The following is a 16,629-nucleotide window of genomic DNA, read 5'->3' on the forward strand; positions in this document are numbered from 1 at the left end:
GGTGCCCGTACGATCACCAGAACGTGATCATCCGCGGGTGTGCTGGCCAACCATCTGCACGTTGCCGGTGCCCTCGATGATCTCGCCGGCCTGCCACGCCTCGACCCCACGGCCGGTCAGCGTGGCCAGCGCGCGGTCGGCGTCCTCGGCCGAGACGATCGCGAACATGCCGACGCCCATGTTGAAGGTCGACTCCATGTCCTGGTCGTCGATCCGACCCTTCGACTGGATCAGGTCGAAGACCGGCTGCGGCTTCCAGGTGGACCGGTTGACCACCGCGTCGACGTGCTCGGGCAGCACCCGGACCAGGTTGCCGGGGATGCCGCCGCCGGTGACGTGGGCCAGCACCCGCACGTCGGCCTCGGCGATCAGCTTCAGGCAGTCCTTGGCGTAGATCTTGGTCGGGGTGAGCAGCTCCTCACCCAGGGTCCGCTGCCGGCCGAAGTCGTCGATCACGATGTCCAGCCGCATCCGGGCCGCGCCGAGCAGCACGTGCCGGACCAGCGAGTAGCCGTTGGAGTGCAGGCCAGAGGAGCGCATGGCAATCACCACGTCGCCCACCTCGACCCGATCCGGGCTGAGGATGTCGCTCTCCTCAACCACGCCGACGCCGGTCGCGGAGATGTCGTACTCGTCCGGGCGGAGCACGCCGGGGTGCTCGGCGGTCTCCCCGCCCAGCAGCGCGCAGCCGGCGTAGCGGCAACCGTCGGCGATGCCCGCGCCAATCTCGGCGACCTTGTCCGGAACCACCTCGCCGGTGGCGATGTAGTCGAGAAGGAACAGCGGCTCGGCCCCACAGGCCACCAGGTCGTCGACGACCATCGCGACCAGGTCGATGCCGACCGTGTCGTGGATGTCCATCTGCTGGGCGATCACCAGCTTGGTGCCCACCCCGTCGGTGGAGGAAGCCAGGATCGGGTTCTTGTACTTGGTCGTGTCCAGCCGGAACAGGCCGGCGAAGCCGCCGAGATCACCCAGCACCTCGGGGCGACGGGTCTGACGCACCTTCGACTTGAGCAGCTCCACCGCGCGGTCACCCGCGTCGATCGAGACGCCCGCGTCGGCGTACGAGACCGAGCGTTTGCGGGCCTGACGGCCGGCGCCGGCCGTCCAGAGCTGGCGGTCGCCGCCGGCGCCGGTCGGGCTGCTTCCTGCGCCGCTGCGCTCGGACACGTGCGTCACGGTTCTCCCCTTTGTGGTTCTCGGTGCCGCACCGGCGGTGGCCGGGCCGCGCCGGTTGGTGCTACGGGCGGTTTGCGGTCACGCCACCCGGAGTGGCGACGAGCGAGCCGTTGGTGTGTGGGGCTTCCGGTGCCGAGTTGGCGACCCGTCGGCCCACCCCTTCGAGCACGTGCTTGCCGATCAGGTTGCCGGCCGGCAGCTCGATCGGGTACTCCCCATCGAAACACGCCCGACACAGCCGGGTCTTCGGCTGCTCGGTCGCGGCGATCAGGCCAGGAAGCGAAACGTAACCCAGCGTGTCGGCTCCGATGGAACGCCGGATGCCGTCGTTGTCCAACCCGTTGGCCAGCAGCTCCGCCCGAGTGGCGAAGTCGATGCCGTAGAAGCACGGCCAGCTGACCGGCGGGGAGGAGATCCGGACGTGCACCTCCAGTGCCCCCGCCTCGCGCAGCATCCGCACGATGGCCCGCTGCGTGTTGCCGCGGACGATCGAGTCGTCCACCACCACCAGCCGCTTGCCCCGGACGTTCTCCCGCAGCGGGTTGAGCTTGAGCCGGATGCCGAGCTGGCGCAGGGTCTGCGACGGCTGGATGAAGGTGCGCCCCACGTACGGGTTCTTCATCAGACCGGCACCGTAGGTGATGCCGGACGCCTCCGCGTAGCCGATCGCGGCCGGGGTGCCGGACTCGGGCACGGGGATCACCAGGTCGGCCTCGACCGGGTGCTCCTTGGCCAACTGCCGGCCGATCTGCACCCGTGCCGCGTGCACGTTGCGCCCCGCGATGGTTGCGTCCGGGCGCGCGATGTAGACGTACTCGAAGAGACAGCCCTTGGGCTCCGGCGCGGCGAACCTGGTGGAGCGCAGCCCGTCCTCGTCGATCGCGATCAGCTCGCCCGGCTCGACCTCGCGCACCACGCTGGCACCGACGATGTCCAGCGCGGCGGTCTCACTGGCGACCACCCAGCCGCGCTCCAACCGGCCGAGCACCAGCGGGCGTACGCCGTGCGCGTCGCGAGCCGCGTAGAGGGTCGACTCGTCCATGAAGACGAAGCTGAACGCGCCCCGCAGCTGCGGCAGCACCTCCATCGCGGCCGCCTCGACCGACAGGTCCGGTCGGCTGGCCAGCAGCATGGTCACCAGGGAGGTGTCGTTGGTCGAGCCGTCCGCGACGAGGCCGCGCTCGGCGACCTCCTTCTCCAACTCGGCGGTGTTGACCAGGTTGCCGTTGTGGGCCAACGCGATGGTCGTGCCGGAGCTGGTCGACCGGATGGTCGGCTGGGCATTTTCCCAGTTCGAGGCGCCGGTCGTGGAATAGCGGGCGTGCCCGATAGCCAGGTGGCCGCGCAGGCTGGCCAGGGTGGGCTCGTCGAAGACCTGGGCCACCAGGCCGAGATCCTTGTAGACCACCACACCGGAGCCATCGCTCACCGCGATGCCCGCCGCCTCCTGGCCGCGATGCTGGAGGGCATAAAGGCCGAAATAGGTCAGATTGGCGACCTCTTCGCCCGGAGCCCAGACGCCGAAGACGCCGCAGGCATCCTGCGGGCCAGGTCGTTGGGGATCAAGGTCGTGGCTCAGCCGGCCGTCGCCTCGGGGCACTACCGCTCCCTCATGCTGGTCTGGACCGGCCTGGCGGGGATCACGGGGCGGATCCACACTCCTCGGCCGGGACCACTGTCGTCGCCTGACAGTGTACGCGAATCGCCATGAATACAGATAGTCGCCATTTCCCTGCTGAGCGTGACGATCACCCGGACATTGGGGCAACTAGAGGGGCAGATATGCGGAGAGGTCCGCACGGACGCCGCTGACCTGGACTCGACCGTCGGTAACCGCCTCGGTCCAACCGATTCGTCCGGTGGCCAGCGCCAGCCAGGTGTCCGGGGCCATCTCGACCACGTTTGGCGGGTTTCCCCTGGTGTGTCGAGGACCCGGAACGCACTGGACAGCCCCGTATGGTGGGACGCGTACCTCCACCGATCGGCCGGGGGCGCGCTCCGCGAGGACGGCCAACAAGGACCGGACCGCCTCCCGGAGCACCGGCCGTTCGGGCGTACGCCCCTCGTCGAGCGCCGACAATGCCGCCGCAACGGCGGTGGACTTACTGTACGGAGAGGACACGACGGGACGATACGACCCGCAGGCAGAGCACCCGACGCTGGCCCTGGGTCGCGCCGATCCAGTAAGACAAGGCATAGTTGCCGACGGCGTATTCGTACCGTGATAATCCCCGGCCCGGCGCCCCGCCGGTTGAGGGAAGTCAGTCCGGAAGGCGGTGGACGTGTCAACACACCGACGTGCCTGGAAGCAGCGGGCCGGTGTGGTCGTAGCGCTGGTTGCTGGCGCTCTGCTCGCCGTCCCCGCGACACCGGCCCTGGCCGCCGATCCCGGTGTACAGATAACCGGCCTATCGTCGGGCACCCTGACCTCCGGGCAGCGGGCGACCCTCTCGTTCAGAGTGACGAACAACAACGTCAAGCTGCCACCGTTGAACTCCGACTCCGTAACCATCAAGGTCAGCACCAGCTTCGGCGAACTCAGCTGCGACGGTCGCTGCGACTTCACGGAAGAGATCAACCGCGGCGAGTCCGGCACCTACACCGTTAACCTGGTTGCGGGCAACGTAGCTCCGGGCGACACCAAATCCGGCAAGGTTCAGATCAGTGCAAGCGTTGGCGGCGACTCTGACAGCGCTGAACGCGACATCACTGTTCGCGGACCGCAGCAGCAGCAGACGCAGACTGTTCGGTCGGTCTCCGGCAAGGTGGTCGTGCAGGCCGACGGCAAGGCCGTGCCGAACGCGGTCGTCATGCTGCAGGACAGCACCGGCCGGCGCTACGACACCACCAGCGACGGCAGCGGCAACTTCCGCTTCACCGGCACCACCGAGAAGCCGATCGCGCCGGGCCGGATCGACCTGGGCGCGAGCTTCGACAACGTGTTGGCGACCAAGACGCTCAACGCCAGCGCCAACCAGTCGATCACCGGGCAGCGGATCAGCCTCGCGATCAAGGTGGAGGTGACGCCGAGCCCCACTCCGTCGGCCTCCGCCGAGGCGACCCCCACCGAGGAGGCGACCGAGGAGGGCGCCGAGGATCAGGCCTCCGAGGAGGCCAGCCCGGGCGCGGCGGCGAACGCCGCCAACGAGGACGACGGTGGCGGCTTCGGCTCGTACCTGATCATCCTGCTCGGCGGCCTGCTGGTGGCTGCGGGCGTCGGCACGATCGTGCTGCTCTGGATGAAGCGCAAGGAGAACGGCGACGACGAGGACGCCCCGGCGGGTGCCGGCGCGGTCCCGGCGGCGCGCGGCGGCTTCCGTGGCGCCGACGACCAGACCCGGGTGGTCGGCCGGCCCGGAGGCGGACCAGACCCGACGATGGTCGGTGGCGCGGCGCTGAGCGAGGCGCCGACGATGATGCACCGCCCCGTGGTCGACGACGTTCCGCCGGACCCGTACGGCGCGCCCGCGCAGCCGTACGGCGCGGCTGGCCAGCAGGGCTGGGGCGGCGCCGGCTACGGCGAGGAGCCAGCGCCCGCTGGGTACGGCGGCTACGGCAACGCTCCCGCCTCGGGCGGCGGCTACGGCACGGCGGCGAACCCCGAGGGTGGCTACGGTGCCGGCGCGGCCGGAGACGCCTACGGCGCCGCACCCGGTTCCGGCGCGGGCTACGGTGGCGCACCGGCCTCCGGTGGCGGCTATGGCGGTGCACCGGCCTCCGGTGGCGGCTACGGCGGCGCACCGGCCTCCGGCGGCGGCTACGGCAGCCGCGACTACACGGCCCCCGCTGGCGCCGCTGGCGGCGCGGCCTATGGCGAGCGCTTCGACGAGCCCACCGGCCGGTACACCGGCGACAGCACCCAGTACCCGGCCCCGGCCGACCCGTACGCCACCGGCGTCTACCAGCCGGAGCAGGGCCAGGGCTACGGCCAGCCTGACCCGACGACCCCGTACAGCGGTCGGACGGCCGAACCGACCGGCGGATACGGCCAGCAGGCCGGCGGGTACGACCAGGGCGGCTACGGGCAGCAGGCCGGTGGCTACGACCAGGGCGGCGGCTACGGTCAGGAGCCCCCGCAGCAACGCGGCGGCTACGACGACCGGGGCGGCTACGACCAGAGCGGCGGCTACGGCCAGCAGGCCGGCGGGTACGACCAGGGCGGCGGCTACGGCCAGGAGCCCCCGCAGCAACGCGGCGGCTACGACGACCGGGGCGGCTACGACCAGAGCGGCGGCTACGGCCAGCAGACCGGCCGGACCCGGCCGGACACCCCGCCGCCGACCGAGCGGGGCGGCCGACGCCTCGACTGGCTGGACGACTGACCGACCACAACGCAAGGAAACGGCTACCCGGATCTCCGGGTAGCCGTTTCGCTATTGCTGGATCCTCGTGGTCAGTGAAGGTCGACGCGGGGTCAGGCGGCGGAGAACACGCCGTGGCGGAGCACCGGGACGACGTCCGACACGCCGACCCGGACGGCGATCTCCACGTCCTCGGCGAAACCACTCTCAGTCAGCTCGCGCCCGGAGACGCTGCCGCGCACCGCGGCGGGCACGTCCGGGGTGCTGGCCAGCGCGGCGAGCGCCATGGCCGCCTCCACCGACAACCCGCCGGGGACGCCGGAGAGCGCATCGAGCACGGACGCCGCCCCAAGCTGATCCTCCACGCACGGGCGCATCGAGCCGTCCGGCCAGCGTTCCCCGGAGGCGATCACACCGATCGGGGCGTCCGCCGTGCCGTACCCCTGGTGGCGCAGCCAACGCCCGACGGCGCGGGCGTTGCGCAGGCACGCCGCGACCACCGGTAGCCCGGTGGCGCTCGCGGCGGCGCTGATCGCCGAGCCGTTCGGGGAGGGCAGCACCAGGTCCGCCACAACCGGCGCGGTGCTCAGCGCGGCGGGCGAGAGCGACCACGGATGGTCCGCTGTCGTCCGCCGACGGCCCACCGCGGCCACCGCGCCGACCCGCAGCGCGTAATCGGCGGCCTGCTCACCCCAGGGGAACGGGTGCACCCGCATGCCGCGGCCGACCGCCACCTCCACCGAGGTGGTGAACGAGAGCACGTCCACCACCACCAACGCCGCGCAGACCCGACCGAGCTCGGCCGCCCCGGTCAGCCCCCAGTCGAACCGGGCACCGGAGCCGGGTTGGCCGTAGACGGCCGCGGCCAACGCCTCAGCGCTCGTCAGGCGACGGTTCGGCGACACCGGAGTCAGACTCGGACGACCCGCCGGGCCCGGCGGGCTCGGCGGTGGTCGGCTGCTCCGGCTCGGCGGACTCGACCGGCGCCTCGGCGATCGGCTCGGCGGCCCCGGTCTGCGGGGCCGGCCCGGCCGAAGCGATCGGCTCGCTGGCAACCGCCGCCGGGTCCACCGGTGCGACCTCCGCGTCCGATGCGACCGGCAGCGGCACGGCCTCGACCGCGCCCGCCACACCAGCCGCCGGAGCGGGCACCTCGACGGCCGCCGCGCCGCCGAAGAGGCGGGGCAGCGTCTCGGTGTGCGCGGCCCGCAGCTCGTCCAGGCCGATCCGGAACTGGCCGTGCACCTCCAGCGCGCCGCCGGCCGGGTCGGTGACGCCGATCAGCTCGAACGGCACCCCCCGCTCGGCGCAGAGCGCCGCGAACGCCTTGTCGTGACCGCGCGGCACCGACACCAGCGCCCGCGCGGCGGATTCGCTGAACAGGTAGACGAACGGCATCGAGCCGCCGGCGAAGTGCTCCGGCACGGCGATCCGGGCGCCGACGCCGCGACGCAGGCAGGACTCGACCAGGCTCTGGGCGAGGCCACCGTCGGAGAGGTCGTGCGCGGAGGTCAGGTGACCGACCCGGGCCGCCTCGGCCAACAGGTCGGCGAGCGCCTTCTCCCGGGCAAGGTCGACCTGCGGCGGGATGCCGCCGAGGTGCTCGTGCGTCACCCAGGCCCACTCCGAGCCGGAGAGCTCCACGTTCGTCTCGCCGAGCAGGTAGAGCTGGTCGTGGTCGCCACCGGCGCGCGGGACGAAGCCCATCGGCACCCGGTCGGCGACGTTGTCCAGCACACCCAGCACGCCGACCACCGGGGTCGGGTGGATGGCCGCCGCGCCGGTCTGGTTGTAGAAGCTGACGTTGCCGCCGGTGACCGGGATGCCCAGCTCCAGGCAGCCGTCCGCCAGGCCGCGCACGGCCTCGGCGAACTGCCACATCACGCCCGGGTCCTCCGGGGAGCCGAAGTTGAGGCAGTTGGTGACGGCGATCGGCTTCGCGCCGGTCACCGCCACGTTCCGGTACGCCTCAGCCAGCGCGAGCTTGGTGCCGTTGTACGGGTCGAGCCGGGTGTACCGGCCGTTGCCGTCCACGGACAGCGCCACGCCGAGCCCGGTCCGCTCGTCGATCCGGATCACGCCGCCGTCCTCCGGCTGGGCGAGCACGGTGTTGCCCAGCACGTAGCGGTCGTACTGCTCGGTGACCCAGGTCTTGTCGGCCAGGTTCGGCGACGCGATCATGCGCAGCACGGTCTCCCGCAGCGCCTCCGGGTCGGCCGGGCGGGGCAGCGTCTCGGCGCGGTCGGCCTGGAGCAGGATCAGGTCGGCCGGCTCGCGCATCGGCCGGGCGTAGACCGGGCCGTCGTCGACCAGCGAGCCCGGCGGTACGTCGACCACCAGGTGGTCCTGCCAGGTGATCAGCAGTCGGCCCGGACGGCCGTCCGGCTCCGGCGCGGTGACCTCGCCGATCGCGGTAGCCAGCACGCCCCACTTCTCGGCGGTCTTGAGCACCGCGTCGAGCTTGTCCGGCTCGACGACCAGCAGCATCCGCTCCTGGGACTCGCTGGCCAAGATCTCGTGCGGGTCCATCGAGGGCTCGCGCAGCGGCACGCGCTCCAGCCAGACCCGCATGCCGGTGCCAGCCGCGGCTGCCGTCTCGGTGAGCGCGCAGGTCAGACCGGCGCCGCCGAGGTCCTGGATGCCGACCACCAGTTGGCCGTCGTACAGCTCCAGGCACGCCTCGATGAGCAGCTTCTCGGTGAACGGGTCACCGACCTGCACGGCAGGGCGGCGCTGCTCGCTGCCCTCGTCGAAGGTGGCGCTGGCCAGCACCGAAACGCCGCCGATGCCGTCCCGGCCGGTCTTGGCGCCCATCAGGACGACCACGTTGCCGGGGCCGGCGGCGGCCTTGTTCTGCAGCCGGTTGACCGGCAGCACGCCCAGGCAGAGCGCGTTGAGCAGCGGGTTGCCCTGGTAGGAGGGGTCGAAGACCAGCTCACCACCGATGTTGGGCAGGCCGAGGCAGTTGCCGTAGCCGCCGACGCCGGCGACCACGCCGGTCAACACCCGGGCGGTGTCGGGGTGGTCCGCGGCACCGAAGCGCAGCGGGTCCATCACGGCGATCGGGCGGGCGCCCATGGCGAGGATGTCCCGGACGATGCCGCCGACGCCGGTCGCCGCGCCCTGGTACGGCTCGACGAAGCTCGGGTGGTTGTGCGACTCGACCTTGAAGGTCACGGCCAGCTCGTCGGAGACCTGCACCACGCCGGCGTTCTCACCGATGCCGGCGAGCAGCCGGTCGCTGTGCGGGGCCTTCTCACCGAACTGACGCAGGTGCACCTTGCTCGACTTGTAGGAGCAGTGCTCGCTCCACATGATCGAGTACATCGCCAGCTCGGACTGGGTGGGCCGGCGGCCGAGGATCTGCCGGATCCGGTCGTACTCGTCGTCGCGAAGGCCCAGCTCGGTGTACGGCTGCAGCTCGCCCGGGGTCCCACCGGCGCGCGGCACGGTGTCCACGCCGTCGGTCCAGTCGGCGGTGACCGGCTGGACGGGGGCGGTCGCCGGGGCGGCGGGCTGCGCCGGGCGCGGCTCGGTCGGCTGCGCCGGGGCGGAGTACGCCTCCGGAGTGTCCCGTACCGGGTCCGGATGGGTGGTCATGACCTCTCCTCGCTGCGCTCGTGCCCGCCCGACCGGCGGTTGAGCTGACCGATGATCGTGTCGCCGGTCACGCCGGCGCCCCCACCAGGTGCTTGAGGACCGAGGTGAAGAAGCCGAGGCCGTCCAGCGAGGGGCCGGTGAGCGACTCCACCGCGTGCTCGGGGTGCGGCATGATGCCGACCACGTTGCCGGCAGGGTTGGTGATCGCGGCGATGTCGCGCTGCGACCCGTTCGGGTTGCCGCCGACGTAGCGGGCGACCACTCGGCCCTCGGCTTCGAGCTGGTCCAGCGTCGCGGTGTCGGCGACGTAGCAGCCCTCGCCGTTCTTGACCGGGATGAGCACCTCCTGGCCGGGCTGGAACGCGTTGGTCCACGCGGTGCCGGCCGACTCGACGCGCAGGATCTGGTCCCGGTTGCGGAAGTGCAGGTGCTGGTTGCGGGTGAGCGCGCCGGGCAGCAGGTGCGCCTCGCAGAGGATCTGGAAGCCGTTGCAGATGCCGAGCACCGGCAGGCCACCCTGGGCGGCGTCCACGATCGTCTCCATCACCGGAGCGAACCGGGCGATGGCGCCGCAGCGCAGGTAGTCACCGTAGGAGAAGCCGCCGGGCAGCACGACCGCGTCGACCCCGTAAAGCCCCGGGTCACCGTGCCAGAGCCGAACCGGCTCGGCACCGGCGATCCGGACGGCACGGGCCGCGTCCCCGTCGTCGAGCGAGCCGGGGAAGGTGACCACACCGACCCGGGCGGTCACGAGCGGGCGTCCGCGGTCTCGTCGGTCTCGACCAGGCGGACGGTGAAGTCCTCGATGACCGGGTTGGCGAGCAGCTTGTCGGCGATCTCCCGGGCCCGGTCCAGGTCCGGTTCACCGGTGAACTCGATCTCGATCCGCCTGCCGATCCGAACCGAGGCGACGTCGCTGACGCCGAGCCGGGGCAGCGCGTTTGCGACGGCCTGGCCCTGCGGATCGAGGATCTCGGGCTTGAGCATGACGTCGACGACGACGCGAGGCACTGGGCACTCCTGACTGTGTACGCAGTTGGGTGCCGACCCACAACGGGCGAGCGCAGCCAGCCTACCTGGCAGATTCCGCCGCAGACGCACCGGCCGGCCGCAGTTCAGGCAGTGATCAACATAACCGGCGGCCGGAACGGGCCAGTACGCGTGACACGCGGCCTCACCAGGCGATATACGGCACTGCGGGTAGCCAAATCGTTACATTGATCAATCTCGATCAGATCCTTGAAAACGGCCACCGCGCGCCCTAATCTACATCGACACGATTCGATGTCAGCGGCAGCGGGGATCCCCGCTGTCGTCCTCCCGCGCCCGGCGACCCCGGGCCCGCCCCGTCCAAGGAGTCCCCCGATGCGCATCCGCCCCCTGCTCGCCCTGCTCGGCACCGCGCTGATCGGCGTCCTCGGCGCCTCCTCCGGCGCCGTCGCCGCCCCCGCCGGCCCGCAACCCATCATCGGCGGCGGCACCGTCTCGTCCGCACCCTGGGCCGCCGCGGTGCTCAGCAACGGCTCGTTCACCTGCTCCGGCAGCGTGATCGCCTCCCAGTGGGTGCTCACCGCCCGACACTGCATCAGCGGCACCATGTCCGTCCGGATCGGCAGCGTGAACCGCACCTCCGGCGGGGTCACCCGCACGATCAGCGCCACCTACACCCGTAGCGACCTCGCCCTCATGCGGCTCTCCAGTGCCGTCAGCACCTCGACGGTGACGCTGGCCAACAGCAACCCGCCGATCAACTCGACGAACTCGATCTACGGCTGGGGGCATGACCTGCTACAGCGGCTGCTCCGCGTCCACCCAGCTGAAGACCGCCACCGTCCGGGTGACCAGCAACAGCGCCACCGACGCGTACGGCGGCCAGGCCATCCGCAGCACCAGGATCAACGGCAACGCCTGGCGCGGCGACTCCGGTGGCCCGCAGTTCTACAACGGCCAGCAGGTCGGCGTCGCCTCCACCGCCAACGGGACGACCATCCAGAACTACGGCAGCGTTGCGTACAACCGGGCCTGGATCACCTCGGTGGCGGGTGTCTGACGGTTAGCGCCCGGCGCGGTGCGGATGGTCGGCGTCGTTCCGGCCGTCCGCGCCGCGTCGTTTTGCAGCATCCGATCAGGTGAACAATGCACACGATCGGGTCGCGCTGCTCCTGACAGCATCGGAAACGTGCTGGTCGTCACGACGGAGCAACTGCCCGGCTACGAGATCCGCCAGATTCTCGGTGAGGTGGTGTCATCGATGGCCAGGACGCGCAACCCGTACCGCGAGGGAGTCAAGAACCTGCGCGGTGGCGCGTACGACCCGATGGCGCCGGACAACCTGACCCGGTGGCGCACCGACTCGGTGGCCCGGCTCGGCGAGGAGGCCCTGCGGCTGGGTGCGAACGCGGTGATCGGCATGCGGTTCGACAGCCGGGACTGCGGCGAGATGTGGATGGAGATCTGCGCCTACGGCACGGCGGTGATCGTCGTACCCGTCATGCCGGACATCATGCCCGCCGACCAGCCCGCGATCGCGGCGGAGACCGCGCAGCAGCCAACAGTCGTGGAGGCACCGGGCGGCATCGCCGAACCAGCCAGCGCCCCCAACCTCCGCAGCGCAGCAGAAACCCCCACCGGCGACTAACCACCCACCCCCACCCCACCCCGACCCGGTGATCATGAAGTTATTGCCCTCCGCTTCGGCGTGTCGGGGCAACAACTTCATGATCAACCAGTGGGGCGGGCGCGGGGTTAGAGGATGGGGGGTGGGGAGTAGGTGGCGGCTTCGGGGTGGGCTGTCACGACGTCGGTGATGCGGCGGGTGACCGCTGCGACCTGGGCGGAGGCGGCGCCGACGAAGGCGGTGCGGTCGGCGACCAGGGTGTCGATGTCGGCGCGGGACAGACCGAGCCGGCCGTCTGCGGCCAGCCGGTCGAAGAGATCGTTCTCCGGGGCGCCCTTCTCGCGCATGGCCAGCGCCACGGCGACCGCGTGCTCCTTGATCACCTCGTGCGCGACCTCCCGGCCGACGCCACGCCGAACCGCCGCCACCAGGATCTTCGTGGTGGCCAGGAAGGGCAGGAACCGCTCCAACTCCCGGTTGATCACCGCCGGGTACGCGCCGAACTCGTCGAGCACGGTGAGGAAGGTCTGGAACAGCCCGTCGGCGGCGAAGAACGCGTCCGGCAGGGCCACCCGGCGAACCACCGAGCAGGAGACGTCCCCCTCGTTCCACTGGTCACCGGCCAGCTCGCCGACCATCGACAGGTAACCCCGGATGATCACCGCGAAGCCGTTCACCCGCTCCGACGAGCGGGTGTTCATCTTGTGCGGCATGGCGCTGGAGCCGACCTGGCCCGGCTTGAAGCCCTCGGTGACCAACTCCTGGCCGACCATCAGCCGGATCGTGGTGGCCAGGCTGCTCGGTGCCGCCGCGACCTGGGAGAGCGCGGCGAGCACGGCCATGTCGATCGAGCGCGGGTAAACCTGCCCGACGCTGTCCAGCACCCGGGTGAAGCCCAGGTGCTCGGCCACCCGGCGCTCCAGCTCGGCCACCTTGTCGGCGTCGCCGTCGAAGAGGTCGAGCTGGTCGGCGGCGGTGCCGACCGGCCCCTTGATCCCGCGCAGCGGGTACCAGTTGATCAGGTCTTCCAGCCGCTCGTACGCGATCAGCAGCTCCTCCGCCGCCGACGCGAAGCGCTTGCCGAGCGTGGTGGCCTGCGCGGCCACGTTGTGCGAACGGCCGGTCATCACCAGCTCGGAGTGCTCATGGGCGAGCCAGGCCAGGCGGGCCAGGGTGGCCACCACCCGGTCCCGAATCAACTCCAGCGACGCGCGCACCTGGAGCTGCTCGACGTTCTCGGTGAGATCCCTGGAGGTCATCCCCTTGTGTACGTGCTCGTGCCCGGCGAGCGCGCTGAACTCCTCGATCCGGGCCTTCACGTCGTGCCGGGTGACCCGCTCCCGCTCCGCGATCGAGGCGAGGTCGACCTGGTCGAGCACCCGCTCGTACGCCTCGACCACGCCGTCTGGCACGGGCACGCCGAGGTCGCGCTGTACGCGGAGCACGGCGAGCCAGAGCCGCCGCTCCATCCGGACCTTCTCCTCCGGGGACCAGAGGGCAACCAACTCGGGCGAGGCGTACCGGTTGGCGAGCACGTTCGGGATCGTCACGTACCTCAGTCTTTCATGCCCGCGGACGCGGTCCCGTTGTGGACGTCCGGCTGCTCACCAGCGGCGACAGCCGGGGGGGTCGCCGGCCGGCGGCGCGCACACCACCAGCCGGCGACCTCCCGCCGACGTCCTACCGCCCGGCCAGGGCGACCGCCGGATCGAACGCGACGGCCTGCTGCTGTGCGGCGGTCACGCGGTCAGTCGCGCCGCTCCTCCGTCGACCCCGCCCGGACGACGAGCCGGTCCAGGTAGCCCACCTGCAACGCCACGAACGCGACGAGGAACAGCGCCAGCATCGGCAGCGGCAGCACCTGGGCCACCATCCCCTGCGCCGCGTCCTCGGCGCCGAAGGACTGGGCGATCCGCATGACGAGCAGGTTGGTCGCCGGCGCATTTTCGGGGTCCTGGACCACCAGTTGCGGCCAGAGCCAGCTCTGCGCGCCGACCAGCCAGTCGAGCAGCCCGACGCCCGCCAGCAGGGGGAGGGCGGGCAGCAGCATGGTCGCGCCGAACCGGCCGCCGGCCGCCCAGCGTTCCCGCTGGCCCCGGAAGAAGAGGGTGAACGCCACCAGCGCGGGGATGCAGAGCCAGCCCGGCGGGATCGACCCGACGAAGGTGTTGAGCTGGTCGGCCTCACGGGCCCGCAGGAAGTTGGCGATGGCCAGCGGGCCGTCGCCGACGAAGAGCCAGGGCGCGAACGGCAGCAGGAGCAGCTCGCTGGCGCGGCCAAGCGGGCGCAGGCCACCGATGGCGAAGCCGGCCAGGGCGGCGAGGCCCACCCCGACCACCGTGGAGATCAGTGGCGGAAGCCAGGTGTTGGCCTGAATTTCGCTGGCGGAGAGGCTGGCGGGCAACTCTCCGGCGTCCGAGGTGAGCGCCCGCAGCCATGGCGTCAGCACATAGCCGAGCACCCCGAGGAACGCGAGCAGTCCCACCGCCAGCAGCCCGAGCGCAACCGGATTGTGGGTGCCGACCGCGCGGACGGCCGGGTCGTCGGCCGGGCGGTCGCGCCACCCGGTGAAGGCGATCCTCGTCCGGGTGACCAGGAGCAGGACGACGGCGAGGATGCCGAGCACCGCCAGCAGCGCCATCAGCAGCACGCTGCCGGCGGCGCCGACGCCGAACTGGAAGTGGACCAGGCTCTCGCGGACGATCCGCACCACCGGCCCGATCTGGTCGCCCTGCCCCAAGAGAACGGGCGACTGGAGGGACCAGGACTGCACGGCCACCGCGACGACGGTCAGCCCGAGGACGCCGCCGACGGCCAGGGCAGCCGGGCCGGAACGGCCGCCGCCGGGGCTGCGGCGCAGCGCGGCGAGGAAGACGGTGGCACCGACCGCGACCACCAGCCCGGCCGTCAGCAGCGCCACGGTGCGTACGGCGGTCAGCGTGGGCGCCTGCGCCCAGGCGTCCCCCTCGGCCTCGAACCGGTCCATCGTCCACACCGCCCCCACAGCGAGCGGGGCGTAGGCGGCCAGCGGCAAGGTCAGCAGCGCCCGGGTAACCAGCCGGGGCACCCGGCCGGCCCGCGCCGCGGCGAGCGCGAGCAGCGGGGCGGCGAGCAGTGCGAGCAGCAGCGGCACGAGGGCGAGGAGCAGCGCGTAGCCCAGGTCGCCGAGGAACCCGCGCTCGAACACCTGCGCGTAGTTGTCGCCGTCGGCGGCCTCGGCCGGGCCGCCCAGCGCGTCGCCGCGGCTGAAGCTCTCCGACAGCGTGCGGACCGACGGCAGCACGTAAGACCAGAGCAGAGCGGCAGCCGCCGGCACGATCAGCAGCAGGCCGGCGACGACCTGGGCGCTCCGGCCGATCCCGACGCCCCCGGACGACCTTGGACCGGGCGGGCTCGTCGGCGGCGGCGCGAGAGGAGCCTTGGGGTCGGACATGGGCATGGGGGTGGCAGACACCGGAGCCATCCTTCGGTCGACTGTAGACAGAGGAACGACTCAGGCTAGGACAACGGCCTTCGCCAGCATCCGGGGCACCGGAACGCGATCACCGGAAAAGGTCCCGCGTCCGCCCTGCGCAGTACGACAGCTGCGAACGCCCCGGCCGTCAGCGTTCCAGGATCGCCGTCACGCCCTGGCCACCGGCCGCGCAGATCGAGATCAGCCCTCGCCCGCTGCCCTTCTCGGCCAGCAGCTTCGCCAGGGTCGCCACGATCCGGCCGCCGGTGGCGGCGAACGGGTGACCGGCCGCCAACGACGAGCCGTTGACGTTCAGCTTCTCCCGGTCGATCGCACCGAGCGGCGCGTCCAGGCCCAACCGCTCCTTGCAGAACTCCGGCGACTCCCAGGCCGCCAGGGTGGCCAGCACCTGCGAGGCGAACGCTTCGTGGATCTCGTAGTAGTCGAAGTCCTGCAACGTCAGCCCGGCTCGGGACAGCATCCTCGGCACCGCGTACGTGGGGGCCATCAGCAGCCCTTCGTCGCCGTGCACGAAGTCCACCGCCGCCGTCTCCGACCAGCTGAACCAGGCCAGCACCGGCAGGTTGTGCGCACTCGCCCACTCCTCGCTGCCCAGTAGCACGGTCGACGCGCCGTCGGTGAGCGGCGAGGAGTTGCCGGCGGTCATGGTGGCCTGCTCGGCGTCCGGGCCCCGGGTGCCGAAGACCGGCTTGAGCGAGCCGAGCTTCTCCAGGCTGGTGTCGGGGCGCAGGTTCTGGTCGCGGGTCAGCCCCAGGTACGGCGTCATCAGGTCGTCGAAGAAGCCCCGGTCGTACGCGGCTGCCAGCCGCTGGTGCGAGCGCAGCGCCAGCTCGTCCTGGGACCGCCGGTCGATCTGCCAGTGCAGCGCGGTGCGGGCGGCGTGGTCCCCCATCGACAGGCCGGTACGCGGCTCGGCGTTGCGCGGGATCTCCGGCTTGAACGGCTGGAGCGGGCGCAGCTTCGCGGTGATCTTGAGCCGCTCGCCCAGCGTCCGGGCGGAGTTGAGCTTGAGCAGCGTGCGCCGCATCTCCTCGTTGACCGCGAGCGGTGCGTCGGAGGTGCTGTCGACGCCGCCGGCGATGCCCACGTCGAGTTGCCCGAGGGCGATCTTGTTGGCGACGAGGATCGCCGCCTCCAGGCCCGTGCCGCAGGCCTGCTGGATGTCGTACGCAGGGGTGTGCGGGTCGAGCCGGGAGCCGAGCACCACCTCGCGGGCGAGGTTGAAGTCACGGGAGTGCTTGAGGACCGCCCCGGCCACCACCTCGCCGACCCGCTGGCCGGCCAGCCCGTACCGGGCGATCAGACCGTCCAGCGCCGCGCCGAGCAGGTCCGAGTTGGATGCGTCCGCATAGCGGGAGTTGGAACGGGCGAAGGGGACGCGGTTGCCGCCGATGACCGCGACCCGTCGGATGCTCTGCACGATCCGCCTCCTTGAGATGTGTTGCTCGAACCCT

12 protein-coding genes and 1 pseudogene are annotated in these 16,629 nt (G+C 71.6%); 3 read left to right on the forward strand and 10 right to left on the reverse strand.

The features are described 5' to 3' along the window. Positions 1-27 precede the first annotated feature (27 nt). The 3 genes from purM to OG990_RS28540 form a co-directional block, all read right to left on the reverse strand. Positions 28-1,182: a phosphoribosylformylglycinamidine cyclo-ligase gene (gene purM / locus OG990_RS28530; RefSeq protein ID WP_406077735.1), complete on the reverse strand. Its 1,155-nt coding sequence runs from the start codon at positions 1,180-1,182 to the stop codon at positions 28-30. Positions 1,183-1,243: 61 nt separating this feature from the next. Beyond that, on the reverse strand, positions 1,244-2,782 hold the full coding sequence (gene purF / locus OG990_RS28535; protein ID WP_328422359.1) for an amidophosphoribosyltransferase: 1,539 nt from the start codon (positions 2,780-2,782) through the stop codon (positions 1,244-1,246). Positions 2,783-2,950: 168 nt separating this feature from the next. After that, entirely contained in the window at positions 2,951-3,304 is a 354-nt protein-coding gene (locus tag OG990_RS28540; protein ID WP_406077736.1) for a sterol carrier family protein, read from the reverse strand. A 160-nt stretch (positions 3,305-3,464) separates the two neighbouring features. Between OG990_RS28540 and OG990_RS28545 the strand changes: the two genes are divergently transcribed. Beyond that, the gene (locus OG990_RS28545; protein ID WP_406077738.1) at positions 3,465-5,504 is read left to right on the forward strand and encodes a carboxypeptidase regulatory-like domain-containing protein; all 2,040 of its coding nucleotides are present in this window, start codon (positions 3,465-3,467) and stop codon (positions 5,502-5,504) included. Positions 5,505-5,596: 92 nt separating this feature from the next. Here the strand turns inward: OG990_RS28545 and OG990_RS28550 are convergent, their stop codons facing one another. The 4 genes from OG990_RS28550 to purS form a co-directional block, all read right to left on the reverse strand. Then, on the reverse strand, positions 5,597-6,352 hold the full coding sequence (locus OG990_RS28550; protein WP_386986758.1) for a 2-phosphosulfolactate phosphatase: 756 nt from the start codon (positions 6,350-6,352) through the stop codon (positions 5,597-5,599). 4 nt (positions 6,353-6,356) lie between these two features. Next, positions 6,357-9,083: a phosphoribosylformylglycinamidine synthase subunit PurL gene (gene purL, locus OG990_RS28555; protein ID WP_406077739.1), complete on the reverse strand. Its 2,727-nt coding sequence runs from the start codon at positions 9,081-9,083 to the stop codon at positions 6,357-6,359. A 67-nt stretch (positions 9,084-9,150) separates the two neighbouring features. Next, positions 9,151-9,834 carry a phosphoribosylformylglycinamidine synthase subunit PurQ gene (purQ, locus tag OG990_RS28560; protein WP_328422353.1) on the reverse strand — a complete coding sequence of 228 codons (684 nt, stop codon included), beginning with the start codon at positions 9,832-9,834 and terminating at the stop codon, positions 9,151-9,153. Continuing rightward, complete coding sequence (gene purS / locus OG990_RS28565) at positions 9,831-10,094, reverse strand: phosphoribosylformylglycinamidine synthase subunit PurS (protein WP_328422351.1); 264 nt, start codon at positions 10,092-10,094, stop codon at positions 9,831-9,833. The genes purQ and purS overlap by 4 nt, the downstream gene beginning before the upstream one ends. A gap of 354 nt (positions 10,095-10,448) precedes the next feature. On the opposite strand from purS, the pseudogene OG990_RS28570 reads away from it, so the two are divergent. Then, positions 10,449-11,133: pseudogene (locus OG990_RS28570) on the forward strand (S1 family peptidase). A 24-nt stretch (positions 11,134-11,157) separates the two neighbouring features. Next, positions 11,158-11,721 (forward strand): YbjQ family protein, encoded by a 564-nt coding sequence (locus OG990_RS28575; protein ID WP_328426218.1) that lies wholly within the window; start codon positions 11,158-11,160, stop codon positions 11,719-11,721. A gap of 107 nt (positions 11,722-11,828) precedes the next feature. Here the strand turns inward: OG990_RS28575 and purB are convergent, their stop codons facing one another. The 3 genes from purB to OG990_RS28590 form a co-directional block, all read right to left on the reverse strand. Continuing rightward, positions 11,829-13,250 (reverse strand): adenylosuccinate lyase, encoded by a 1,422-nt coding sequence (purB, locus tag OG990_RS28580; RefSeq protein WP_406077740.1) that lies wholly within the window; start codon positions 13,248-13,250, stop codon positions 11,829-11,831. A gap of 197 nt (positions 13,251-13,447) precedes the next feature. Then, a complete protein-coding gene (locus OG990_RS28585; protein ID WP_406077741.1) occupies positions 13,448-15,154 on the reverse strand; it encodes a sugar ABC transporter permease in 1,707 nt (568 codons plus the stop codon). A gap of 148 nt (positions 15,155-15,302) precedes the next feature. Next, complete coding sequence (locus OG990_RS28590; RefSeq protein ID WP_406077742.1) at positions 15,303-16,595, reverse strand: acetyl-CoA C-acetyltransferase; 1,293 nt, start codon at positions 16,593-16,595, stop codon at positions 15,303-15,305. Positions 16,596-16,629 lie beyond the last annotated feature (34 nt).

Origin of the sequence: Micromonospora sp. NBC_00858 (genome assembly GCF_045207365.1) — a bacterium.
Lineage (GTDB): Bacteria > Actinomycetota > Actinomycetes > Mycobacteriales > Micromonosporaceae > Micromonospora.